The sequence below is a fragment of the Roseofilum acuticapitatum BLCC-M154 genome, from assembly GCF_030068475.1.
Classification (GTDB): domain Bacteria; phylum Cyanobacteriota; class Cyanobacteriia; order Cyanobacteriales; family Desertifilaceae; genus Roseofilum; species Roseofilum acuticapitatum.
In genome coordinates this window covers 15,466-40,148 of the sequence record NZ_JAQOSP010000052.1, presented here as the reverse complement: position 1 = coordinate 40,148, position 24,683 = coordinate 15,466, and the positions used below count along the sequence as shown (strand labels likewise).

Annotated in this window: 24 protein-coding genes; 14 read left to right on the top strand and 10 right to left on the bottom strand. The window is 47.9% G+C overall.

Annotated elements, in window-relative coordinates; translation table 11 throughout:
• Positions 1-29: 29 nt before the first annotated feature.
• A complete protein-coding gene (locus tag PMG71_RS07500; protein ID WP_283753038.1) occupies positions 30-2,438 on the bottom strand; it encodes a phosphoketolase family protein in 2,409 nt (802 codons plus the stop codon).
• A gap of 501 nt (positions 2,439-2,939) precedes the next feature.
• Here PMG71_RS07500 and pta point away from each other — a divergent pair.
• The 7 genes from pta (at position 2,940) to PMG71_RS07465 (ending at position 10,960) form a co-directional block, all read left to right on the top strand.
• Positions 2,940-5,057, top strand: coding sequence for a phosphate acetyltransferase (gene pta, locus PMG71_RS07495; RefSeq protein WP_283753037.1), 2,118 nt, complete (start codon positions 2,940-2,942; stop codon positions 5,055-5,057).
• On the top strand, positions 5,057-6,268 hold the full coding sequence (locus PMG71_RS07490) for an acetate kinase (RefSeq protein ID WP_283753036.1): 1,212 nt from the start codon (positions 5,057-5,059) through the stop codon (positions 6,266-6,268). Before pta ends, PMG71_RS07490 begins: the two co-directional genes overlap by 1 nt.
• 26 nt (positions 6,269-6,294) lie before the next feature.
• Positions 6,295-7,122: a metal ABC transporter permease gene (locus tag PMG71_RS07485; protein ID WP_283753035.1), complete on the top strand. Its 828-nt coding sequence runs from the start codon at positions 6,295-6,297 to the stop codon at positions 7,120-7,122.
• 104 nt (positions 7,123-7,226) lie between these two features.
• Positions 7,227-7,712 carry a hypothetical protein gene (locus tag PMG71_RS07480; RefSeq protein ID WP_283753034.1) on the top strand — a complete coding sequence of 162 codons (486 nt, stop codon included), beginning with the start codon at positions 7,227-7,229 and terminating at the stop codon, positions 7,710-7,712.
• A 407-nt stretch (positions 7,713-8,119) separates the two neighbouring features.
• On the top strand, positions 8,120-9,049 hold the full coding sequence (locus PMG71_RS07475) for a metal ABC transporter substrate-binding protein (protein WP_283753033.1): 930 nt from the start codon (positions 8,120-8,122) through the stop codon (positions 9,047-9,049).
• 163 nt (positions 9,050-9,212) lie between these two features.
• Positions 9,213-9,995, top strand: coding sequence for a metal ABC transporter ATP-binding protein (locus PMG71_RS07470; RefSeq protein ID WP_283753032.1), 783 nt, complete (start codon positions 9,213-9,215; stop codon positions 9,993-9,995).
• A 53-nt stretch (positions 9,996-10,048) separates the two neighbouring features.
• Positions 10,049-10,960, top strand: coding sequence for a metal ABC transporter permease (locus PMG71_RS07465; RefSeq protein WP_347179222.1), 912 nt, complete (start codon positions 10,049-10,051; stop codon positions 10,958-10,960).
• A 117-nt stretch (positions 10,961-11,077) separates the two neighbouring features.
• On the opposite strand, the gene glmM is transcribed toward PMG71_RS07465, so the two are convergent.
• The 6 genes from glmM to PMG71_RS07435 form a co-directional block, all read right to left on the bottom strand.
• Complete coding sequence (glmM, locus tag PMG71_RS07460) at positions 11,078-12,526, bottom strand: phosphoglucosamine mutase (RefSeq protein WP_283753030.1); 1,449 nt, start codon at positions 12,524-12,526, stop codon at positions 11,078-11,080.
• Between the two features lie 246 nt (positions 12,527-12,772).
• Positions 12,773-13,645 (bottom strand): Uma2 family endonuclease, encoded by an 873-nt coding sequence (locus PMG71_RS07455; RefSeq protein WP_283753029.1) that lies wholly within the window; start codon positions 13,643-13,645, stop codon positions 12,773-12,775.
• Positions 13,646-13,701: 56 nt separating this feature from the next.
• Complete coding sequence (locus PMG71_RS07450) at positions 13,702-14,259, bottom strand: Uma2 family endonuclease (RefSeq protein ID WP_283753028.1); 558 nt, start codon at positions 14,257-14,259, stop codon at positions 13,702-13,704.
• Positions 14,260-14,297: 38 nt separating this feature from the next.
• Positions 14,298-15,125, bottom strand: coding sequence for an SDR family NAD(P)-dependent oxidoreductase (locus PMG71_RS07445; RefSeq protein ID WP_283753027.1), 828 nt, complete (start codon positions 15,123-15,125; stop codon positions 14,298-14,300).
• Between the two features lie 139 nt (positions 15,126-15,264).
• Positions 15,265-15,705, bottom strand: coding sequence for a hypothetical protein (locus PMG71_RS07440; protein ID WP_283753026.1), 441 nt, complete (start codon positions 15,703-15,705; stop codon positions 15,265-15,267).
• Between the two features lie 21 nt (positions 15,706-15,726).
• Positions 15,727-15,948, bottom strand: coding sequence for a hypothetical protein (locus PMG71_RS07435; protein ID WP_283753025.1), 222 nt, complete (start codon positions 15,946-15,948; stop codon positions 15,727-15,729).
• A 109-nt stretch (positions 15,949-16,057) separates the two neighbouring features.
• Between PMG71_RS07435 and leuD the strand changes: the two genes are divergently transcribed.
• Both leuD and PMG71_RS07425 read left to right on the top strand, forming a co-directional pair.
• Positions 16,058-16,645 (top strand): 3-isopropylmalate dehydratase small subunit, encoded by a 588-nt coding sequence (gene leuD / locus PMG71_RS07430; protein WP_283753024.1) that lies wholly within the window; start codon positions 16,058-16,060, stop codon positions 16,643-16,645.
• Positions 16,646-16,675: 30 nt separating this feature from the next.
• The gene (locus PMG71_RS07425) at positions 16,676-18,046 is read left to right on the top strand and encodes an IctB family putative bicarbonate transporter (RefSeq protein ID WP_283753023.1); all 1,371 of its coding nucleotides are present in this window, start codon (positions 16,676-16,678) and stop codon (positions 18,044-18,046) included.
• A gap of 203 nt (positions 18,047-18,249) precedes the next feature.
• Here the strand turns inward: PMG71_RS07425 and PMG71_RS07420 are convergent, their stop codons facing one another.
• Positions 18,250-18,714: an acyl-CoA thioesterase gene (locus PMG71_RS07420; protein WP_347179221.1), complete on the bottom strand. Its 465-nt coding sequence runs from the start codon at positions 18,712-18,714 to the stop codon at positions 18,250-18,252.
• Between the two features lie 97 nt (positions 18,715-18,811).
• Between PMG71_RS07420 and PMG71_RS07415 the strand changes: the two genes are divergently transcribed.
• Positions 18,812-19,648, top strand: coding sequence for a universal stress protein (locus PMG71_RS07415; protein WP_283753021.1), 837 nt, complete (start codon positions 18,812-18,814; stop codon positions 19,646-19,648).
• 84 nt (positions 19,649-19,732) lie between these two features.
• Here PMG71_RS07415 and psbM read toward each other — a convergent pair whose 3' ends face one another.
• Together psbM and PMG71_RS07405 are read right to left on the bottom strand one after the other, a co-directional pair.
• Entirely contained in the window at positions 19,733-19,846 is a 114-nt protein-coding gene (psbM, locus tag PMG71_RS07410) for a photosystem II reaction center protein PsbM (protein ID WP_283753020.1), read from the bottom strand.
• Between the two features lie 270 nt (positions 19,847-20,116).
• Positions 20,117-20,413, bottom strand: a complete 297-nt coding sequence (locus tag PMG71_RS07405) for a 2Fe-2S iron-sulfur cluster-binding protein (RefSeq protein ID WP_283753019.1) — start codon at positions 20,411-20,413, stop codon at positions 20,117-20,119.
• A 326-nt stretch (positions 20,414-20,739) separates the two neighbouring features.
• Between PMG71_RS07405 and psbB the strand changes: the two genes are divergently transcribed.
• From psbB to PMG71_RS07385, 4 genes are all read left to right on the top strand, one after another.
• Positions 20,740-22,266, top strand: a complete 1,527-nt coding sequence (psbB, locus tag PMG71_RS07400; protein ID WP_283753018.1) for a photosystem II chlorophyll-binding protein CP47 — start codon at positions 20,740-20,742, stop codon at positions 22,264-22,266.
• Positions 22,267-22,415: 149 nt separating this feature from the next.
• Positions 22,416-22,511 carry a photosystem II reaction center protein T gene (locus PMG71_RS07395; protein ID WP_271936322.1) on the top strand — a complete coding sequence of 32 codons (96 nt, stop codon included), beginning with the start codon at positions 22,416-22,418 and terminating at the stop codon, positions 22,509-22,511.
• Positions 22,512-22,587: 76 nt separating this feature from the next.
• Positions 22,588-23,160: a transcriptional regulator NrdR gene (nrdR, locus tag PMG71_RS07390; protein ID WP_283753017.1), complete on the top strand. Its 573-nt coding sequence runs from the start codon at positions 22,588-22,590 to the stop codon at positions 23,158-23,160.
• 129 nt (positions 23,161-23,289) lie between these two features.
• A complete protein-coding gene (locus PMG71_RS07385; RefSeq protein ID WP_283753016.1) occupies positions 23,290-24,681 on the top strand; it encodes a hypothetical protein in 1,392 nt (463 codons plus the stop codon).
• Positions 24,682-24,683 lie beyond the last annotated feature (2 nt).

Genomic DNA, 24,683 nt, shown 5'->3' with positions numbered 1-24,683 from the left:
CTTGATATCACCCCTACTGAGTTAGGCAATTAATAGGGCCATTTCCAGTTAACAATCTCTTCCTTATCTATGCCTTGTTCGCGGGCATATTGCAGGTTTTCGATAATGGCATTTTTCATCCGTTCCTTGACATAGGCAGCAGCAGAGCCGAGTTTAGGCACGCGGTCAATCACATCAATCACCAAGTTAAAGCGATCGACTTGGTTGTTAATCGCTAATTCTAGGGGAGTATTGATGTTGCCTTTTTCCTTATAGCCGCGCACATGAATCCGCTCTTGATTAGCGCGACGATAAACGAGTTTATGGATTAACCAAGGATAACCATGGAAGTTGAAGATGATGGGTTTATCGACCGTGAACAGACTATTAAAATCGCGATCGCTCAAACCATGGGGATGTTCTCCCTCTGACATCAGTTTAAACAAATCCACCACATTAACAAACCGGACTTTGAGATCGGGGAATTCATCGCGCAAAATCGCCGTTGCTGCCAAGGATTCCATCGTCGGAATATCGCCACAGCAAGCCATAATCACATCCGGCATATCCGGGTCTTTGCCACAGTCATCATTACTGGCCCATTCCCAAATTCCAATCCCTTTCGTGCAATGTTTAATCGCATCCTGCATATTCAGATATTGCAGGTGCATTTGTTTGTCTGAAACGATCACATTTACATAGTCGGTGCTGCGTAAACAGTGGTCAGAAACCGACAGTAAGCAGTTGGCATCAGGGGGGAAGTAAACCCGGACGACATCCGGACTTTTGTTGGTTACCAGGTCTACATAGCCGGGGTCTTGGTGACTAAAGCCATTGTGGTCTTGTCGCCAAACCAGGGACGACAGCAGGATGTTGAGGGAGGAGACAGGGGCCCGCCAAGAGACTTCATTTTTACAGATATCTAACCATTTGGCATGTTGGTTAAACATGGAGTCTACCACATGGGCGAAGGCTTCGTAGGTATGGAATAGGCCATGACGACCGGTTAAAAGATAGCCTTCGAGCCACCCTTGCAAGGTATGTTCGCTGAGGATTTCCATGACTCGACCGTCGGGGGAGAGTTCGCTACCATCGAGGTCTTCAGGAAGAAAGTCGGCCATCCAGGCTTTTTTGCTCACTTCATAGACCGGATGGAGGCGGTTAGAGGCCGTTTCGTCGGGGCCAAAGAGACGGAAACTGGTGGGGTTTTCGCGCATGATTTCCCGCAGGAGGTAACCTAAATATTTGGTGTTTTCGACTTCCACCGTGCCGGGTTTGGGAATTTCGACGGCGAAGTTGCGGAAGTCGGGCATTTTCAGGTCTTTGCGGAGAATACCGCCATTGGCGTTGGGGTTAGCGCTCATGCGGCGATTACCTTTGGGAGCCAGTGCTTTTAATTCGGGTATGAGTGTACCCTTCTGATCAAAGAGTTCTTCCGGCTTATAGCTCTTCATCCACTCTTCCAACAAGCGCACATGGTCGGGGTTGCTGTGCATTCCCCCCATGGGCACTTGGTGCGCTCGCCAAAAGCCTTCCACTTTGTGACCATCGACGGTTTTTGGCCCTGTCCAGCCCTTGGGAGTCCGCAGAATAATCATTGGCCAGCGCGGGCGTTTGGCTTCTCCGGTGCTGCGTGCTTCTTGTTGGATGGCCCGAATTTGATTAATGCAAGCTTCCATCGTTCCCGCCATCTTTTGGTGCATGATGGCCGGGTCATCCCCTTCTACCACATAGGGGGTATAGCCATAGCCGATAAATAGGCTCTCAAGTTCCTCTGCACTGATACGGGAGAGGAGTGTCGGGTTGGCAATTTTGTAGCCATTTAGGTTGAGAATGGGCAGTACGGCCCCATCCCGAATGGGGTTAAGGAATTTGTTGGAGTGCCAAGCAGTGGCTAGGGGGCCGGTTTCGGCTTCTCCATCGCCAACGACCACCGCAGCGATCAGATCGGGGTTATCGTAAACGGTTCCATAGGCGTGGGAGACACTATAACCGAGTTCTCCCCCTTCATGGATGGAGCCGGGGGTTTCTGGGGTGCAGTGGCTACCGATATGACCGGGGAAGGAGAATTGCTTGAAGAATTTTTGCATCCCTTCTTCGTCTTCGCTTTTGTCGGGATAGACTTCGGAGTAGGTTCCTTCGAGGTAAACGGGGCCGAGGACTCCAGGAGCGCCATGGCCGGGCCCGGCTAGGTAAATGGCGTTGAGGTCGTATTTGTTGATCAGCCGATTGAGGTGAATATAGCTGAAACTCAGGGCTGGAGAGGCTCCCCAGTGACCCAGAAGCCGATATTTGATCTGTTCGGATCTCAGGGATTCTTTGAGTAAGGGGTTATCCCTGAGATAAATCATGCCGACGGCTAGATAGTTACAGGCTCGCCAGTAGGCATGGATTTTGTCGAGTTCATCGGGAGATAGGGGCGTTTCATTGATATTGAGTTTTTCGGGTACGGTGACCATATTGACTCCCTAGATACAAAAACTGCAAAGCGATTGATTGATTTTACTTTTCTGGGTTGAGTGAGAGGCGATCGCCCTTTACTCCTGGCCTATTAAACTCTCTCAAGGGTAGGATTGTCAAAATAACAAAAGGCATATTTCTTAACCTTTTCTTTTGATTGATGGGCTGAATGAACATCTTAAAAGGAATTTAATATCATATTAATATTAAATCGGCGAAAAGTTTGCTAGAGTTGAATAGAGGTGTGAGTAATCATCGGGTCAATTCTGAACATCCATGATTGAGCAAAATTTTATATTTTCTTAGGGATGGAAAAGAGGAATGCTAATTAAGGGGGAAAAAGCGCCTACGGGTGTCAGAGACAACAGGCGATCGCCAGAACAGTCGTTTAGGGTCTACTGGGCGAGTTAGGGTGCTGGAGGCGATCGGGACGGGAAGAGTTCTGTCAATCTAACCTAAACTCAGCTTCAATGTTTGTCAATGCTTAAGGTTCACCAATCATGGCCAATTCTTTATATATTAGCACCACAGAAGTTGCCAGTGGAAAAGCACTGATTTCTCTGGGCGCGATCGAGTGTCTATCCCGAAAAACCAGTAATATTGGCTTTTTTCGCCCGATCATTCGCAAGCCTGAATTTGGGGATATTGATGATGATATCAACCTCATTCTGACTCATTTTCATCTCAAGCAGTCCCCAGAGGATTCCTTTGGGTTATATCTCCAAGAAGCGACCGATCTACTCAGTCACCACCATTTAGACGATCTGCTCGATCGGATTATTGAGCGCTATAAAGAATTAGAGAAAAAAGTTGATTTTGTAGTCTGTGAAGGGTCGGATTTTAAGGGTCAAGAGGCGGCTTTTGAGTTCGATCTGAATGTGGAAATTGTCAAAAATTTAGGCTGTCCGGTGTTAATTGTGGGCAAAGCGAGCGATCGCACTCCAGAAGAAGCGATTAATTCCGTACAATTGCCCCTAGATGTGTATCGAGAAAAAGAGTGTGATGTAGTAGGGGTCGTTCTCAATTTAGCCCAACCCGATCGAGTGGATAGCCTCAAAGCAAGGTTAGTCGAAGCTTTGGATCTGCCGGAGAGCTTAGTTTCGGTGATTCCCTACGATCATCGCCTCAGTAGTCCCCGAATGCGAGATGTAGTCGAACAACTCAATGCCCAAGTCTTATATGGACACAAACGGCTGAATACTTTAGCCACCAATTATGTGGTAGCAGCGATGCAAGTGCAACATGCGATCGAGCGCTTGAAAGAGGGCAATTTAGCGGTGACTCCGGGCGATCGCGCCGATGTAATTATGGGGATTGTGCAGGCAGATCAGTCCATCAATTACCCCAATTTAGCCGGTTTAGTCCTCTCCTGTGGCATCAAACCCCACCGAGCGATCGCCAAACTTCTGGACGGATTGCCCGATCCCCCGCCAATTTTGTCCGTAGAAACCGACACCTATACCACCGCTTCCGCCATTCATGACTTGCATGTTCCCCTCACCTGCGGCGATCGCAAAAAAATTAATCTAGGCATTGAAACCTTCGATAACTACGTCAACTTACAACAACTAGAAGCACGCATTCAAGGGGTAAAAACCAAGGGAATGACCCCGAAAATGTTTACCTACAACTTGGTTCAACAAGCCAAAGCCCAAAAACGCCATATTGTCCTTCCCGAAGGTAACGATCCCCGCATCCTCAATGCTACAGCATCCCTCTTATCCCAAGAATTAGTCGAAATCACCCTCTTAGGCAGTCTTTCCAGCATTGAACAAACCCTGAAAAAACATAATATTCGCCTGGATTTAAACCAAGTCCAAATTATCAACCCGGCCATTAGTGAAAACTTCGATCGCTACGCCGAAACCCTCTATGAATGCCGCAAGCATAAAAACCTCAGCCTCGATATGGCCAAAGACCTAACCATGGATGTGTCCTACTTTGGCACACTCATGGTTTACAGTGGAGATGCCGATGGCATGGTTTCTGGAGCCGTCCACACCACCCAACATACCATCCGCCCCGCCCTACAAATCATCAAAACTCAACCCGATTGTTCCATCGTCTCCTCCGTCTTCTTAATGTGTTTAGAAGACCGGGTATTAGTCTATGGAGATTGTGCCGTTAATCCCAATCCCACCGCCGAACAATTAGCAGAAATCGCCCTCTCTTCTGCCGATACGGCCAAACGATTTGGCATTGAACCCAGAGTTGCCCTCCTCTCCTATTCTTCGGGAGAATCGGGTAAAGGGGAAGAAGTGGAAAAAGTGCGAAAAGCCACCCATTTAGCCCAAGAAAAACGCCCCGATTTGAAAATAGAAGGCCCCATTCAATATGATGCGGCCGTCGATCCAGAAGTGGGCGCTCAGAAAATGCCCGATTCGGAAGTCGCGGGACAAGCAACCGTATTAGTCTTCCCCGATTTAAATACGGGCAACAACACCTATAAAGCCGTCCAACGGGAAACCGGGGCGATCGCCATTGGCCCCGTTCTGCAAGGCTTGCGGAAACCCGTTAATGACCTCAGTCGCGGCTGTACCGTTACCGATATCATCAATACGGTCACCATTACCGCTATCCAAACCCAAACCATTTGTCCCCTGAATCACCCAAGCTGATGAAAATCCTAGTCTTAAACGCGGGTTCAAGTTCCCAAAAAAGCTGTTTATACGACATTACTGGCGATAGTCTCCCAGCCCATCCCCCCCATCCCCTCTGGGAAGCCACCATCGACTGGACAGTATCCAACGACTATGGGGTGATGAAAGTCAAAGCCAAGGGTATCAAGGAGGAAATGCACCTAGCCAGTGATGCCAAAGAAGCGGCGATCGCTCAACTCCTGCAAACCCTAGTAAGCGGAGATACCCAAGTTCTAAGTAGTCTCTCCGAGATTAACGCGGTCGGCCATCGGGTGGTACATGGGGGAACTCAATACTCCGAAGCCACTCCCATTACCCCAGAAGTCAAGACCACCATCGAGAAATTAATCCCCCTTGCACCCTCCCACAATCCAGCCAATTTGCAGGGAATACAAGCGGTTGAAACGGTCTTACCGGATGTCCCCCAAGTAGCAGTATTTGACACCGCTTTTCATAGCCAGATGCCCCTAGAAGCAGCCATCTATCCCATTCCCTACGAATGGTTTAACCAAGGGGTCAGGCGTTATGGGTTCCATGGAACCAGTCACCGCTATTGTGCCCTACGCACTGCCGAGTTAATGGGAAAACCTTTAGAGTCCCTGAAGATGATTACCTGTCATTTGGGTAATGGCTGTTCCTTAGCGGCGGTTAAAGATGGCATTAGCATCAATACCACCATGGGATTTACGCCTCTAGAGGGCCTGATGATGGGAACCCGGAGCGGTTCGATCGATCCAGCGATTATCTTCTATTTGATGCGCTCCCATGGCTTTGATGTGGATAGTCTCGACCGGATGCTGAATAAGGAATCAGGCTTTAAGGGGGTTTCCGGACTGTCTGCGGATCTGAGAACCATTCTACAAGCAGTGAATGAAAAAAATGAACGGGCAAAATTGGCCTTCGATCTCTATATCCATCGTCTCCGAAGTGCCATGGGTGAAATGTTAGCCAGTTTAGGCGGTTTAGATGTGCTGGTGTTTACGGCTGGAGTAGGCGAAAATTCAGTAGCAGTGCGCCAAAGAGCCTGTGAAGGCTTTGAGTTTTTGGGTTTACACTTAGACCCAGAGAAAAATGCGGCTTCTGGGATGGATACTGATATTGCTACAGCAGATTCTGCGGTGCGCGTTTATGTGATTCATACAGAAGAAGATTGGGCGATCGCCTCTCAAACTTGGCAATGTTTACGATAAAATCCTGCTCTATTCATCGTTAATTCATGCAAACTGAAATTTCACGGGCGATAGAACTCTTCCAATTTGCCTTTATGCAACGGGCACTGATGGGAGGCATATTAATGGGCATCATGGGGGGATTGTTGGGCAGTTTTACCATTTTGCGGCAACTCTCATTTTTTAGTGATGCCCTGGGACACTCAGCCCTCTTGGGATTAAGTTTAGGATTATTATTGGGATTAAATCCTTCATGGGTTATCCTGCCCTTTGCCGTAATTTTTGCCCTGGTGGTCAACGCTTTTCTAGAGCGTACCCAACTCTGGACAGATGCGGTTCTCAATATTGTGTATTCCTCCTCTTTGGCGATTGCTATTATTACCCTCAGCCTGATTGGTGAGTATAAAGGGGGCATTAATAACTTACTCTTTGGCGATATTTTAGCCCTGCAACCTTTCGATCTAATGGTTAGCACGGTCTTATTATTGGTTTGTATTGGTTTTATTGGCTTAACCTTGCGAACCCAGATGATGGTCACGCTCCATGAACCAATGGCGATCGCCCGTGGCGTATCAGTCGAGACTCACCGCACCGCCTTTGTGGTGCTGCTCTCCTTAGTCGTCGGAGTTGCCATCAAGGCGATAGGAGTTTTATTAGTGAGCGCGTTTATCGTTATTCCCGCCTGTTCCGCTCGCTTACTGAGCCACAACTTCATCAGCTATGCGATCGCATCTGGGCTGATTGGGGCGATCGGTGCGTTCTGTGGCATTGTCCTCTCTGCCCTCTTTAACCTACCCTCCGGCCCCAGTATAGTCATCGTACAACTAGCATTTTTCTTGAGTGCGATCGCTTTTAGCCAGCTCAAACCCCTTTAACCGGACTTGCTTTACAGCGAGTAGGGAAAGTCTCCGGAGAACCTGCCCAATTGCAGGATTTGGTTTTAATATTGACTAAAACTGCCAGAATTAACAGGAGAGTCATGAAATCCTTCCTTACCCTATCTGCTCTGCTACTGAGCGTCGTCAGCTTGCCCAAAGTTGCCCTCGCCCATGCCGTAGAAACCGATTATCAAGCCATGTCCGATCGCCTGGAAATCCAATCCATGTTTAGCACCGGTGAAGCCTTTGAAGGTGCGCCCGTGGTCGTTTATGCTCCCAATGACCCCACCAAACCCTGGCTAGAAACCAAAACCGATGCAAACGGTCAATTTGTCTTTCAACCCGATTCCTCCATTCCCGGTGAGTGGTCTGTAGAAATTGGGGAAGGCGGTCATTGGGATAATCTCATCGTTCCTGTTAATGACCAAGGAATTGAACCTGAAAAAGTGAGCTATCTTGACGGCCAACCCTACCATACCCACAACCCTAACCGGATTGCCAATCGCTATATCCTCGCTGGTGTCACCGGTTTAACCCTTGTTGGTGGTATTGGGGGTGGCCTCTTGCGCCGCAAGCTCAAAGGTTAATTTGGGTAATAGAGTAGCCCTGTTGCCCTTATCCCCCTGCCCCCTTCTCCCACAGGAGAAGGGGGTTTTACAGCGTTTTGCGGGGTAATGAGGTACAGCAAAAAAGATCCCCCCTTGCCCCCCTTAAAAAGGGGGGAATAGGAAAGTCCCCCTTTTTAAGGGGGATTTAGGGGGATCAAGATGTCCCACATAACAGCGAAAACTGCTGTAAGGGGGATTCAGGGGGATCTAGATGTACCCCATAGCAGCGAAAATTGCGGTAAGTCCCTCTCCCAAGGGAGAGGGATTTAGGGAGAGGGCAAATTTTTTAAACACACAGCAAATTATGATATAAATATGAAAGATGAAACAATTATGAAATCAACCGGACTGATTTCTCCATGCCTTTCTCCTATCCACAAACTCTCATGGCCGCTGGCCTCATCCTCACCCTAGGCTTAACAAGCTGTGCGGGTGCAGACAGCAATACCTCCCTCAACCCAACCCCTGACAACCCAACCACTCTCCCTGGAGAAGCACAAAATAAAAAGAAAGTCCTCACTACCTTTACCGTTCTTGCCGACATTGCCCAAAACATCGCCGGAGACAAACTAACCGTCGAGTCTATTACCCGCATTGGTGCAGAAATCCACGGTTATGAACCCACCCCCAGTGACCTGACTAAAGCCCAGGATGCTGACCTAATTCTTTACAATGGCATGAATTTAGAGCGCTGGTTCGAGCAATTTTTAGGCAACCTCAATAACGTGCCCTCTGTCCTCTTAACTGAAGGCATTGAACCCATCCCCATTGCGGAAGGCCCCTACACCGACAAACCGAATCCCCATGCTTGGATGTCTCCCCAAAATGCCCTGATTTATGTGGAAAATATCCGCCAAGCGTTTGTGAATCTCGATCCAGAAAATGCAGATACTTATAATGCCAATGCAGCAGCCTATAGCGAAAAACTCAAAGCCATTGACCAAAAATTGCTCGAAGCGATCGCAAAAGTTCCGGAAAATAAGCGTTATTTAGTGACTTGTGAAGGAGCCTTTTCTTATCTGGCACGGGATTATGGGATGAATGAAATTTATATTTGGCCGATCAATTCGGAGCAACAGTTTACGCCTAAACAAGTGAAAGGGGTAATCGATCGAGTCAAAAGTAAGCAAATCCCCGTTATTTTTTGTGAAACGACGGTGAATGATAAGGGACAAAAACAAGTAGCGCAAACCACGGGAGCGAAATTTGGTGGCAATCTTTATGTTGATTCTCTGTCTAGTGCAGATGGCCCTGTGCCGACATTTTTAGAGTTGTTGGAATATGATGTGCAACTGATTACGGAGGGATTGTTATAGAGGTTTTTGCTGGAGAAGATCCCCCCTAGCCCACCCTTTTTAAGGGGGGAAATGAAGAAAGTCCCCCTTTTTAAGGGGGGAAATGAAGAAAGTCCCCCTTTTTAAGGGGGATTTAGGGGGATCGAAAAATTCCATAAATCAAATCAATAAATTGGAGAAAACCATGCCATCTTTTACTGAATCGCTTGATATAACCGTTAATAATTTGAGTGTGACTTATAGTAATGCTCGGCTGGCCATTTATAATGCGACTTGTCGTGTTAAACCGGGAACGATTACGGCATTAGTGGGGCCCAATGGGGGTGGAAAATCAACTTTATTTAAATCGATTATGGGCTTTTTGCCGCCGAAGGAAGGACAAATTCGGGTGGGTGGTATGGGTATAGAAATGGCTCAAAAGCGGCAGTTAATGGCGTATGTACCCCAGTCGGATGAGGTGGATTGGAATTTTCCGGTCAGCGTTTTTGATGTGGTGATGATGGGGCGCTATGGCTATATGAATCTGTTCCGCATTCCCAGGGCGAAAGATCGGCGGTTGGTGATGGAAAGTTTGGAGCGGGTGGGAATGATTGAATTTCGGAATCGGCAAATTGGGGAGCTTTCGGGGGGACAAAAGAAACGGGCATTTTTGGCGCGATCGCTGGCTCAAGAAGGTAAAGTAATTTTATTAGATGAACCCTTTACGGGGGTAGATGTGAAAACCCAGAAGCGGATCATCGATTTGCTGCTCCAGTTGCGGGATGAGGGACACACGATTCTGGTGTCTACCCATGATTTGGCTTCGATTTCTACATTTTGCGATCGCACCATTTTAATCAATCAAACCATTCTCGCATCTGGAACCACAGCAGAAACCTTTACCCAAGAAAACCTAGCCATGACGTTTGGGGGTTTACCCGTCAATAGTTTACGCTCCCTGTCCCCCAATTTGGAGGCTGATTCTTGAATCCTTTAATTAACCTAATTGGTAGGGTGGGCATTGCCCACCCTACGGATCTAATCACCACTCTACCCATTTGGAATTGGCTGATTGAACCCCTAGAATATGGGTTTTTAGTCCGAGCATTATGGGTGAGTGCCTTTGTCGGTTTAGTCTGTGCTGTTCTCTCCTGTTATATTACCCTCAAAGGCTGGTCACTGATGGGGGATGCGGTTTCCCATGCGGTGGTTCCTGGGGTAGTGGTTGCCTATGCTTTCAATATTCCCTTTGCCATAGGAGCGTTCTTGTTTGGATTTGGGGCAACGGTAGCGATAGGATATGTACAATCGAAAACGCGGTTAAAAGAAGATGCCGTAATTGGGGTGATTTTTACCGGTTTTTTTGCCTTTGGTTTGGTGTTGATTACCAAAATTCCCAGTAATGTGGATTTGTTTCATATTCTGTTTGGCAATGTGTTGGGGATTTCTGATAGTGATATTATCCAAACTTTAATTGCGGGCATAATTACCCTATTGGTGATTGGGTTGCGACGCAAGGATTTGTTGTTGTTCTGTTTCGATCCCAACCATGCGAAGGCGATCGGGTTAAATATTCAATTGATGTATTATACGTTGTTGTCGGTTTTGGCGTTAACCATTGTTACCGCTTTGCAAACGGCGGGGATTATTCTGGTGATTGCCATGCTTGTGACTCCGGGATCAACAGCCTATTTACTCACCGATCGCTTCGATCGCATGATGGCCCTCTCCATTACCAGTAGTGTGCTATCCTGCATCCTGGGAACCTATCTCAGCTATCATCTCGATATCTCCACAGGGGGGGCGATCGTGGTGCTGTTGACGATCTTCTTTATTCTGACTATGGTATTTGCCCCTAAATACGGGATTTTAGCCCAACAGGGGAGAATCATATCAAGTCCAGTGAATGGGTTAGGAAGCGGGCAAGATGCCCGCACTCCTCCCAGTCCTTGATATTACTGGAGTGGGAGCGTCTCGCTCCCTAGATTTTGAATTAGGGTTTTTAACTGAACTGGACTTGATACAGCACTTTGCGCTGCATTGGGGGAGAGGTTCCCCCTAGGACGTTTTCTAGACTAAATGACGCTGCACCGCTTGCACTAAGTGTTCTGTCCAATGCATCGCCAAATTGTCTTGAATGGCTTCTACCATGACTCGGACGACGGGTTCAGTTCCGGAGGCTCTAACCAGGATTCTGCCTTGATTTCCGAGGGCTTCAGTAGCATGGGCGATCGCCTCTTGTAGGGGTTGGCAAGTGTGCCAATTCAAACGAGTATGGCGGTCTTCCACTCGCACATTTTTCAGCAGTTGGGGATAGGGTTGGAAGCTTTGGTTCACCAAGTCAGCCAGGCTAGTGCCCGACTGACGGACAATGGCGGATAGGTGCAGGGCGGTTTGCAGACCATCACCGGTTAAGCTGTAATGGTGGCAAAGAATATGACCCGACTGTTCGCCCCCAAGCATAGCCCCACTTTTAACCATTTCCGCATGAACATGCTGATCGCCGACGGGAGTCCGCACCAGTTGCCCCCCCAGTTTTGCCCAGGCATGTTCAAAGCCGAGATTAGCCATGACGGTAGAGATGATGGTTTGGTTGGGCAATTTTTGGGCATGGTGGAGAGTGCATCCCCAAAGATATAAAATATAATCCCCGTCTACGGGTCTTCCTTGAGAATCTACGGCAATTACCCGGTCAGCATCGCCATCAAAGGCAAATCCAAGATCGGCGTGGTGTTCTTGAACGGCAATTTGCAGGGCAGCGAGATGGGTTGAGCCACAGTTAACATTAATGCGATCGCCGTCTGCTCGGTTGTGTAAACAGATCACTTCTGCGCCCAAATCCTTAAATACTCCTGGCGCAACGGGAACCGCAGCCCCCCAAGCTAAATCTAAAACAATCCGCATTCCCCGCAAATCCAGGGTGTTGACCAAGGGTTGATGTAAAGCAGTGGCATACTGTTTGAGCAATTCTGGGCGATGGTGGTGTTGGCCCCAATGGGGGGGGATGATATGGGGGTGGGTTTGTCCTCTGAGCGCCGCTTCTATTTGCCCCTGAACGGTTTGAGACAATTTTGTACCATCGGAGCCAAAAAACTTAATCCCGTTGTCTTCGGGGGGATTATGGCTGGCTGAGATCATGATACCGGCGATCGCCTCTGTCTCTGCCGTCAGGTAAGCCACACAAGGAGTCGGACACAAGCCAATATTCCACACCTCCAACCCCGCCGCCGTCAATCCAGCCGACAGGGACATCGCCAACATATCACTAGAATTGCGCGAATCTTGGCCTAAAATCACAATCCCCGAACTCATTCCTGGAGGACGCAAGACTTGTCCAGCCCAAAATCCCAACTGAAGCGCAAAGGGAGCATTGAGCAAGTCCCCGACTTTTCCCCGAATGCCATCCGTACCAAACAGGCGAGAGGGCGGTAAATTCAGGGGATTCCAGAGGGGATTGAGCGGCGCAATTTCTGGACTACTGGCGATCGGAGTTTGGGGTTTAGATAAAGATTGAACCATATTCAAGAACACTCCACACACAACACACTATCATTGGAGAATATCATAGGCGCTTTTAATCTGTTTATGGGTCATGGATAACCAGTAATCTTAAAAAGCGCTTTATCCTGCCCGGTTTAGGGTTGCCCTATCCTCTCACGCCCCCTAATTCCTGGCTACATACTTAGTTTTATTCTTCACTCATCAGCCCAAAAATCCGGATGGCGCAAGTCCACCAACCGGATTTTTTCAAGCTCATTGACTCATTTAAAGCTGATCTGGATCTAGCCCCATCGCTCGCAACTGTTCTGCCATACGTTCCGCTCGCTGGCGCTCCGTTTCCGCTCGCTGGCGCTCAGTTTCCGCTCGCTGTTGAGCCTCATCAAGCTGTTGTTGAGCCTCATCAAGCTGTTGTTGAGCCTCATCAAACCGTTGTTGAGCCTCATCAAACCGTTGTTGAACTGCTTCAGCCTTTTGCCGTTCAGCTTCTTCTGGTAACAGTACCAAATTGCCTTCAGTATCATAAAAGCGCAGCCAAACCGCTTCCTCTCGGTCAATAGTTCCTGACCAAGTTCCCAGCCAAAAGCCCAAACTCTCGCACCACAACCAACCTCGGTCATCAGCCACTAAGGACTGATAGCCCTTAGAAATGTCTAAATGCCATCCTTGCAAGGACTTTGGTTTAAACGGGTCATAGACAAAATAATCTGGAGTGCGGAAAATCCGTCCATAAATGTTTTTCTTTTTTCCCGTGTCTACTTTCGAGGTACTCGGTGACATTAATTCCACAATGACATCAGGATAGCGACCTTCTTCTTGCCAGACCACCCAACCCTGTCGTTCTTTCGTGCCATCCACATCAAGAACAGCAAAGAAATCCGGGCCGCGAAAATCTTTGTTGAAAACTTCTTGGTCACTGTAGTAAACAAACATATTGCCGCCCGTGTAGAAGTCATTACGTTCGCTCCAAGCTTGCTGCAATGACCGGATTAGGACGTTCATGGCAATGCGATGGCGGTTGCTCTCCAATGGTTCTCCATCATCAAAAATCAGGTCAGTCGGTGGAGTCGGGGGGTTCCACTCCGGCTCCATAGTGGTTTCAGTTTCGGGGCTAGTCTGGGTAGTGAGTTCTACTGACATTTTGGGTTCCCCATCTTCGGCTAGTTTTAGTTATTTTTGATTGTATCTTAAGGGATTTAATCCAGGTTGAAGACATCTTCGTAAATTTGGGCCATGGTGAGGGTCAGCCCTAGGGATTCTAAGCTTAATTCGCTATCTGTATCTAAGATTTGTACTGTCCAATTACCGGGAGTCTCTTGGCGATAAACTTGGACTTGGACTTTATCTTGGGAGACGAGAACATATTCTTTTAGGCTTTCTAGTTTTTGATAGTGCATTAGTTTTTCCCGCCGGTCAAGGCTTTCTGTACTTTGGGAAAGGACTTCAATAATCAGATTGGGCTGTGTTTTGAAGTAGCGCTGATTATCTTCCGGGTTGCAGGTTACCAGCACATCAGGATAGTAAAAAATATTGTCTTGAATTTGAACTTTCATATCGGACATAAAGACCCGACAGGAACTGCCGCGCAGATGGGGACGCAACAAGGCGAGAAGATTACCAGCAATTAGGTTGTGTTCTTGACTCGCACCTGCCATGGCAAAGATATGGCCTCCTAGGTATTCATGGCGGATGGGGCTATCTTCTTCGACGTGCAAATATTCTTCAACGGTGAGTAGGGGTAGGGGCGATCGCATCTTCTGGTCGTTCTAAGTATAATTCGATTCATTATACCTTATTCACCATGAGCTGAACTTTGGGAAATGTTCCGTGTTAATTGCTGAGTTAGCCAGTCTAATAAGGGTGGAGAATAGCGTTTAATAATATGAATGGCTTTTGCGGTTGGATCGGGGAAAACTGCGGCTCGATTCTTGATAATGCCTTGCAGCACATTGGCGATTACCATTTCTGGGTTAGTGGCTTGACTTTCGGGAAAACCGGGGACGGTTTGGGCTAGAGTACCATAGCGGGGCGATCGCAAAATCGGAGTCCGGCTAAAATAGGGATATACGGCTGTAACCTTGATATTATAGGGTTTTAGCTCATCTCGCAGTCCCTCACTAAAGCCACGCAACCCAAATTTACTGGTCGCATAATGGGTTAACCCTCCCGGTGCTGACCAACCCGCAACCGAGGAAATATTAACAATATGGCCCTTTTTTCGGGCAATCATTTCTGGCAAAAATCGGGTCGTTAACCGCATGGGAGTGAGCAAATTTAGCTCCATCAATTGTTCCCATTTTTCAGTCGGGACTTCATCAATGCGACCAAATAGGGCAATCCCAGCATTGTTAATCAGAATATCAATGGGTTGATTTAGGGCTTGAACCTGTTGATAGAGATGCTCGCATCCTGCGCTAGACGTGAGATTGGCTTCTAAGATGGCGATAATCTGATCGGTTAACGAAATGTTCAGAGTTTCCAGGATTTTGGCGATCGCCTTTTGATCAATATCTGTTAAAATTAACCGACTTCCAGCCTCAACCAGTTGTTTGATAAACTCCTGGCCAAAACCTCCAGATGCACCAGTCAGTAATACCGTCGCGTTTTTTAGTTCAGTCATGGTTGGGAATGGGGGGATGGGGAGATGGGGGAGTGGGGGAGTGGGGGAATGGGGAATGGGGAATAGGGAATGGGGAATAGGGAATAGGGAATGGGGAAATAGTTCGTTGTTAATTGTTCATTGTTCATTGTTCATTAATTCAGGCTTTAGAAACGAGCAAACCGCCAACAATTACTAAAATTGCGCCCACACTCAGTTTAAGAGGATCAACCGTTTTCCATTCCAGGAAGATAATTAAAGCCAACACCACCGTAATTAAGGTATTCATGTTGTAAAGGGGAACCAGTTTAGACAGGGGAGCTTGGTATTTAATTAACCCCAGCGCTACAAACCCCGTTCCTAAACCCCAGAGTAAGCCAAGCATGGAGGATGAAATCATTGCCCCGGTTGAAGGGAAAGGAGCAGGTAAAACTTGCTGCATAATGGCTCCAACTAGGCTCACCATTACGCCAATGCACATCAAATGAGCGCCTACAGGCATTCCTGCAGTGCTGCTGACTTTGGCGAATATACCGGCAAAACCATACAATAGGGCGGGAATTAAACCGCCGATAATTAATCCGAGTTGTTGAGGTGACATAGTTGGCTAGGGCAATTGTAATTATTCTTCTAGTTGACTACGATAGAGCGATCGCACCAAATTATCGAGTTTCTCTTCTGAGCAGCATTCAATCACGGCTGCAAACCCGTCTACTAACTTAGCAGCCGTCTCGCCTAACGTGGGACTCATATCCCACACATCCCTCGCCCAATCTTCAGGGATCTGATCGTCAAAAATTAGGCGCTCTAATCGTTCTCGGTTCTCAGATTTAGGCAGACTCATGAATATAAACTAGATTGGGTGATAGTTGAAGCATCATAACTCATTACTCATGACTCCAACAGCGCGAAAAGTTGTAACATACTATAGCAGTGCCCGTTAAACCCTGACTATGAGTCAAATTCAACAAATTTCTGGCCCTGGAATTCCCCTGATCGGTGATGATATTGACACCGATCGCATTATCCCTGCTCGTTTTCTCCGTTGTATCACCTTTGACGGGTTGGGAGAGGTGGTTTTTCAGGATGACCGCGCCCAAATGCAGGGAGAACATCCCTTCGATCAACCTCAGTATCAAGCAGCACGGATCTTAGTGGTCAATGGTAATTTTGGCTGTGGTTCCAGTCGCGAACATGCGCCCCAGGCGATCGCCCGTTGGGGAATCCAAGCCATTATTGGCGAAAGCTTTGCCGAAATTTTCTTCGGGAATGGGATTGCGATTGGACTGCCTTGTGTCACCGCTTCAAGGGAGACGATCAAAACCCTGCAAAGGGCGATCGCCGCTAATCCCCAAATCGAGCTTACCCTAGATCTCAATACCCTAACCGTACAGTGGGATGGCAACACCAACGAAATCCATCTGGGATCGGGAGCGCAACAGATGTTTACCTCTGGCACATGGGACAGTTGCGGCCAACTCCTGCAAGGGGTAGACTCCATTCGCGCCACCGCCGCCCAATTGCCCTATCTTCAGTTTTAGAGCGCTATTCCCTATTCCCTAAATATCACCATGTGGGAAACTCTACTTTTATCTAACTTTGCCCTCGATCCTTGGCTAGAAGGATCTCTACTGCATCGAATTGTCGGATCGCTGAGAAATTGGCGCTCCGGTAGCGCCCTCATGGCCTATGCAGACTGGATCGGTGCTACCCTAGTGGCCTTGGTTCTAGGCTTTAGTCCCTTTGTCTCCACCAGTTTAATTGGCGTGCTATTAGCAGCCTGTGGCGGGTTCTGGATCTTACTCACCCTCTCCGACGATCCCAAGCAGGAGCGCCAACCCCTGACTACTCCCATTCATGGATTGGTGTTCCTGTTTGCTGTCATTTCTTTGGTAGCCACCGCTCTATCTCCGGTCAAAATGGCGGCCCTCAAGGGGTTAATTAAACTGAGTTTGTATCTGCTCTTTTTTGCCTTCACTGCGCGACTAGCCCGAAATCAACGGATTCGCTCTAGTTTAATTACTATTTATTTATTAACCACGTTGCCAGTGGCGGTTTATGGCATTCGCCAATACTTTTTTGGGGCGCGATCGCTCGCCACTTGGGTTGATCCCTCTTCTGCTTCTGCCGATGTCACCCGCGTCTATAGCTATTTAGGTAATCCTAACCTCCTAGCTGGCTATCTCTTACCGGCAGCAATTTGGGGTTTGGCAGCGATTTGGATCTGGAAAGGCTTTTTTCCCAAAATGTTGGCGATCCTAACCTTCACGGTCAATTCTGCCTGCTTAGTGTTGACCTATAGCCGAGGGGGATGGATTGGTTTTGTCGTCGCGTTGATGGCCTTTGGTCTGTTAGCAGTCTATTGGTGGAGTGCTAAGTTATCCCCCTTTTGGCAAAAGTTTGCTCTTCCCTTAACCTTCGGGCTTTTGGTCGCTTTGTTTGCTGGTGCAGTGCTATTTGTGCCTCCCGTGCGCGATCGCGTCTCTACTATTTTTGCCGGTCGTAGTGATAGCAGTAATAATTTCCGGATTAACGTTTGGATGGGCGCTCTACGGATGGTTGAAGCCTATCCCATCATCGGCATTGGCCCAGGAAATAGCGCCTTCAATAAAATCTATCCCCTGTTTATGGAACCGAAATATTCTGCCCTCAGTTCCTATTCTGTATTGCTAGAAACAGCAGTAGAAACCGGTCTCATTGGCTTAAGCGTGTTTCTCTGGTTTTTAACCGTCACCTTTTATCAAGGATGGAAACAACTCCAACGCCTGCGACAGATCGCTTCCCCTGAAGGCTGGTGGCTCATGGCAGCATTGGCGATCGCGATCGGTATGATGGCCCATGGTGCAGTAGACACCGTTTGGTATCGTCCCCAAGTCAATACCCTCTGGTGGTTCACCGTGGCCATAATCTCCAGTTACTATCAAAGCATCGCCCATGAGTAATCAGGAGAATAGAGATACAGCAGTTTCCTCTACTATGAGGTACATTAATTAAAAATCCAGGGAGCAAGATGCTCCCACTCCAGTCATATCAAAGAATTCGAGGAGTGCGGGCATCTGGCCCCCTTCTTCACCCTTTATCCGGACTTGATATGATTTGTTCCCCTATCCCCCCATCTCCCCATCCCCCCATCTCCCACCAGAGATTAAGACAACTTCATCAGCGCATCCGTAAGCATCGGTGGCAACTTTCTCATCACCTTACCCCGTTGGCGATCGATCGCCACCAACGTCACTTGAGCCGTTAGATAACGCTCCCGTTCATCTAACGAGCAAATTTGAGATTGGAGAATCTGGCGAACCCCCGTAATTTCCGCCAAACGAGTTTTCAAAATCGCCCTCATCCCTAATTGAAGGGGTTGATGATAGCGTACCGACAAATCCACCACCGGTAAATCGCATCCGATGGCCACCAATTCAGCAAAATCGAGGCCAATAGAGCGGAAATACTCCACCCGCGCCTCCTCCATCCATTGCAGATAGGTTCCATGCCAAACCACCCCTGCATAATCCGTATGATGGGGATAGACACAAAGAGGATATTCAAACCAGGGGCGATCGCCAGGATCGGATACTTTAGGACTAACCGGTACAATTCCAGAAGAGGGGATCGGTTTTTCTGACACTTTTCTTAAGATTCTACGTTCAAACTTCAGATTATCCTTAAATCATAAGAAAAATTTGCTCAATACAGGTGGAATTACCCCTATGTTCAAGAAAATTTTAGTTGCCGTTGCCGGCCGCGGCCTATGCGAACAAATGATGAACATGCTCCTAGAGATTCCCTCCATTCAACGGGAAGCTGAGGTGACCGTTCTCCATATCGTTCCCAAGAAATCTAGCGAAAGTGCGATGGCCAGCCGCTTGGAAGAAGGAGGCAAAATCCTAGCTGAAGCTGTGGCCTCCCTAAAACTCGATGAAGACCGGATTAACCCTCGCCTCAAACAAGGAGACCCCAAACAAACCGTTCTGGATGTGGCTGAAGAAGAAAACTCTGACCTCATTATTATGGGTTCTCGCGCTCTAGGTCGTCTGCAATCGATCCTGCAACAATCCGTGAGTCAGTATGTTTTCCAGACCACAACCCGTCCCATGTTGTTGGTCAAAGATGATGTATATGTCAAACGGATCAATCGGGTGTTAGTTGCTCTGGATGCCTCAGAAACTGCTCAGGAGAGTCTCCGGGTTGCCCTCCAACTCCTGCAAGAATCCTCCGGTAGTTCTCTAACTCTGCTGCATGTGAATCCAGAATCGAAAATCCCCAGTCCCGATCAAGACCCAATTTTAACGGCAGCCGCTCAGAAAGCTAAAGCCTATGGAGTGAATACAGAACTGCTCCATGCTGTGGGGAATGCTGGGGAGAAAATTTGCGAGATTGCTGAAGAAAAGAATACCGATTTATTGGTGTTGGGTTCTCCAGACCGTCGGCCCTCTATTGCTAAAGGATTACCAGATCTCGATCGCTTATTGGGGTCTTCTTTGTCTGACTATGTGCGGGTTAAGGCCAACTGTCCGGTCTTACTGGTGAGAAATTCCAGTAATTAGAGATTCTTGAGAGTCCATAAAAAATGCTGAGAGCAAAAAGGTCTCAGCATTTTCCGTTCATCTAATCATAAAAAGTCAGGACAATCAAGTGCCTTTATTCTCACGACTAGCGGTTTGAATATAAAGGATCAACAAAAACACAGCCGGAACCAGAACGAATAGGATGCTGGCTACAAATCCTAAATCATTTACTTGCATAAACTACAGCCCTCTTTTAATCTAACAGTCGGTTAAGTTATTGTTCCCTAGATTGACATACTTCCTCGCCCTGAAGAAGCGAGGGTTCTTTAACGCTTCCCAGCTAAGGGCTACCGAAGTAGTCTTAGCCTTGATCCACGTTCGTTTAGAGTCTCCCAATGCCCTATGGCGACTTTAGGTTTTTCTTAGTTTAACTTAAAGCCGTCCTGGAAGGATGGAGTTTTCGTCCCATTTTGGCGATCGCCCAAATTTACCCCCTGTTAGAATAGGTTACGGCTTGGTTTTTACGCTGACGGGGCCATTGACTAAGGTTTGACAGGCTAAACGGTAGGTTTCCGGCTTTTTCTTCAGTTTTCGTTGTTCAAAGTCAGTCTTAGGCGACAGATTTTCCATGCCCTCAACAATCTCGACAATACAAGTGGCGCATTGACCCACTCCACCACAATTGGTCATTTTACCGATCAGCTTGTAGATATCGATCCCTTTTTCTAGAGCTTCTAAGCGTAAGTTAGCTCCATCGGCGGCGATCGCCTCTTTATTCTCATTGACAAATTGGATATTAGCCATGATCACCTCTTGTTTCTTCTCGTTAAGAATTATAAAGAAATGTTGCACTCTTGGGTATAGTTATGGCCAAAATCAACAAGAAACTAGCGTAATCGATTTCAGCTTGCAATCGGTTCCATCACTGGTTACAATTCGTTATATTCGTTCTCATGAAAAAACCAGCACTCCTAGCCAGAAGTCTTGACTGCTCTGAATAGGAGTCGCTGATTTAATATTAAGGTAGACTCAGGATCTAGCTTCAAGGGTCTACCGAAAAAACGAAAAACAAGGCAAAACCACTTGAGTTGATCGTCGATTTAGAAATCCTAAAAGGAGGAGCGTAGTCAATGGGACTACCCTGGTACCGAGTACATACAGTCGTCCTGAATGATCCAGGCCGTCTAATCGCTGTACACCTGATGCACACTGCCCTGGTTGCAGGTTGGGCTGGCTCAATGACCTTGTATGAGTTAGCTATCTATGATCCTAGCGATCCCATCCTCAATCCCATGTGGCGGCAAGGCATGTTTGTCATGCCCTTCATGGCCCGTCTAGGAGTCACCGATTCCTGGGGAGGATGGAGCGTTACAGGTGAATCCGTATCCAATGTTGGCTTCTGGTCCTTTGAAGGGGTAGCCGCAGCCCACATCATTCTATCGGGTCTATTATTCCTAGCCGCTTGTTGGCACTGGGTCTACTGGGATCTGGAACTCTTCACCGATGCTCGTACCGGTGAACCTGCCCTAGACCTGCCCAAAATGTTTGGTATTCACCTGTTCCTGTCTGGACTTCTGTGCTTTGGCTTCGGAGCTTTCCATGTCACAGGCCTCTTTGGGCCAGGCATTTGGGTATCCGACCCCTACGGCCTCACCGGAAGTATCCAGCCGGTGGCCCCAGAATGGGGGCCGGCGGGATTCGACCCCTTTAACCCAGGGGGAATTGCCGCTCACCACATCGCTGCTGGTGTGGTTGGTATCATTGCTGGATTATTCCATCTCACGGTTCGTCCCCCAGAGCGCCTCTATCGCGCCCTGCGGATGGGGAACATCGAAACCGTACTCTCTAGCAGTATCGCGGCTGTTTTCTTTGCTGCCTTCGTAGTTGCTGGAACCATGTGGTACGGTAGCGCCGCTACCCCCATCGAACTCTATGGCCCCACTCGCTATCAGTGGGATGGGGGATATTTCCAACAAGAAATTGAACGCCGAGTTCAAGCCAACATCGCCAATGGAGATAGTCCTTCAGAAGCTTGGAATAAAATTCCTGAAAAACTGGCTTTCTACGATTATGTCGGAAATTCTCCAGCTAAAGGCGGTTTGTTCCGGGTTGGGCCCATGAATGATGGTGATGGCATTGCCCAAAACTGGTTAGGTCACCCCGTCTTCAAAGATAAAGAAGGTCGGATCTTAAGCGTGCGCCGGATGCCCAACTTCTTTGAAACCTTCCCGGTTGTCCTGACGGATGAAGATGGCGTAGTTCGCGCTGATATTCCCTTCCGTCGTGCTGAATCTCGGTATAGCTTCGAGCAAACCGGGGTAACGGCAACGATTTATGGCGGTGAACTCAATGGTCAAGTGATTACTGACCCCGCTAAAGTGAAGCAAATCGCTCGGAAAGCCCAATTGGGTGAACCGTTTGAATTCGATCGCGCCACCCTGGGTTCTGATGGTGTATTCCGCACCAGCACCAGAGGTTGGTTTACCTATGGTCATGCCGTATTTGCTCTGCTCTTCTTCTTTGGTCATATCTGGCATGGTTCTCGGACTCTATACCGAGATGTATTTGCGGGTATTGATTCGGATCTAGAAGAACAAGTCGAATTCGGTTTGTTTGCGAAAGTCGGTGATACAACCACCCGTAAAGAAGGGGCTTAGGAGACTGAGCTAATCCCTTGAGGATGGGTTTCTACCCAAGTCCATAATCGAAAAAGTAGGAGTAGGTAAGTCTACTCCTACTTTTTCTTGGTTTCAAAGTAAGATAAAATAAGTGCCATTCATCCATTACCCAATTGGGACGTTAAACTATGGAAAGCACGGTTTATATATTAGTTCTAGCATTAGCTTTGGGAACCATTTTCTTCGCGATCGCCTTTCGCGATCCCCCGAAAATTGGTAAATAACCATCTCCCATCAGGGATTTGATCTCAAGTTAGGAACAGTCCATCCCGCGAAGAGGCTTAACGATTCAATATTATTATGCGATGTCCATTTTGCCAGCATACGGATAGTAGGGTTTTGGAATCGCGCTCTGCCGAAGCCGGGCAAAGCGTGAGACGGCGGCGAGAATGCCTGAATTGCAAGCGCCGCTTTACCACCTATGAACGGATTGAATTGGTTGCAATTACGGTCTTGAAGCGGGATGGACAACGGGAATCATTCGATCGCTCAAAACTGCTCAGGGGAGTGGTGCGATCGTGTGAAAAAACAGGCATTGATTTGGCGACATTGGAGCGACTGGTTGACCGCATCGAAACCGATTTGCAGCAAAGATCTGAGCGGGAAGTGAGCAGTAGTGAAATTGGCGAACAGGTTTTGGTTTATTTGCGTCCCTTGAGTGAGGTGGCCTATATTCGCTTTGCTTCAGTCTATGGCAAATTTCAAGGGATTCGGGATTTTGTGGACACTTTAAATCATTTGCAAACTCACCCCATGGCGGATGAACAGAGCGATCCGGAAAGCCCAACAGAAAGCCCAACAGAAAGAGAGAGTAGAGAATCCTGGGTTTGTAGCCCATCAACGGTGGAAGCGATCGGATTACGTCCGACTTGAATAGGATGACCCAAATTTTCAATGACCAAAATGGGGCAGTCGGACTACACAAATAGAGAAAACTTCGATCGAGACACGGTGAGTGAAACCTTAATTCGGTTAACTCAGCCTTGGAATGCTCATCGACCTATGGCATATCCTTCTGGTTCGGAAGCCCTTCAAAGGGCGATGGAGCAGTTGATGGTACTTATGGCTCAATTGCGATCGCCTCAAGGCGGTTGGCCAGAACATTTACCTTGGACTCCAGACCATCTACTGCCCTATGTTACCGAAGAAGTCTATGAAGTCTTAGATCGTCTCAGTGATATTGAACCGCCCGATCCGGCTGACTTATCTCCCCAAGACTCGAACTGGCTGATTGAAGACCTGAGCGTGCAACTGCTCTGGAGGATTGTCACCAGTTCCTATGGTCTCATGCAACTGAGTGGAGGAGTGGTAGGACAAAAATGGGAAGCTGATGGTTCTGGAGAGAGGGGGATCTTGCGTGCGGTTCCCATTCTAGAGGTGCAAGCGCCATCGATTCAATGGGCGATCGATTTAGGGACTTTTGCACCTCCTCCCCTTCTTCCCAATCCAGATAGCCAGTTTCAGATTTTGATTCCATCAGTCGCCGATCCTGTTCCGGCTAGAGATCTGATCCAATCCTGGCAGGAGGAGCTAAATACCCAGACTCCCCATTTACAATTCTGGACTGAACCGGTGTTGGTGGATATCCTCGAACCGGGTAATGATTGGCGCTCTGGTACGGCACAAGTCACCCTCGGTTTGGAGTGGATTCCAGAAGAAAGGGTGCAAGAGGAGAAGGAGGGGGATCTGGAAATAGAGATTCGATTCACCGATCCGTTATTCATGAGTGCCTATCGTCAAATGTTGCTCTCTACTGCTCTGTTACCGGCACTCGATCGCCTGCGAATGTTAGATCCGCTTGATGCTGAGAGTCCCTTAAAGGCGATCGCGATTACGGAGCAAGTCTTAGATACTCTGAACCTATCGAGTAAAACGGCCCATCCCAAAACCATTCCTTGTCCGTTGCAATTCCAAATTCAAGATGCTCTATACCTCGATCCCCAAGTTTCCTTAATCCAATGGATGTCCTATTTGCTCTGGGAATTAACCAGCTTATCCTATGACTTGATGCAATTGCTCGGTCAAGTTCCTGCTTGTGTCCTACAACCGGAATGGGGATGGGATGCGGGAACCTTAAGGCTTGTTGCTCTGTTAAATATCAAATCTATTGACCAAGACCTACAAATTGATTTAGCCACAGGACAACCCTATACCCCTAGTCATTTTTGCTTGATGAATGATGCCATCATTGAGCTATCTTCTAGGGAAACTGAATCTAAGTTAACTGTACAAACCGATCGGTTTTTAGAGCAGCTTAAAATAGACATAGAAACCTTCAGACCTGACCTCGGTTTGCTCTTTTCAGGAACTGGGGTAAAAATTTCGTCATCGGGTCAAACCTGGAAACTGGGATTGGTTCAGCTTACCCTAGTGACTGAGTTTATTCCGGCATAACC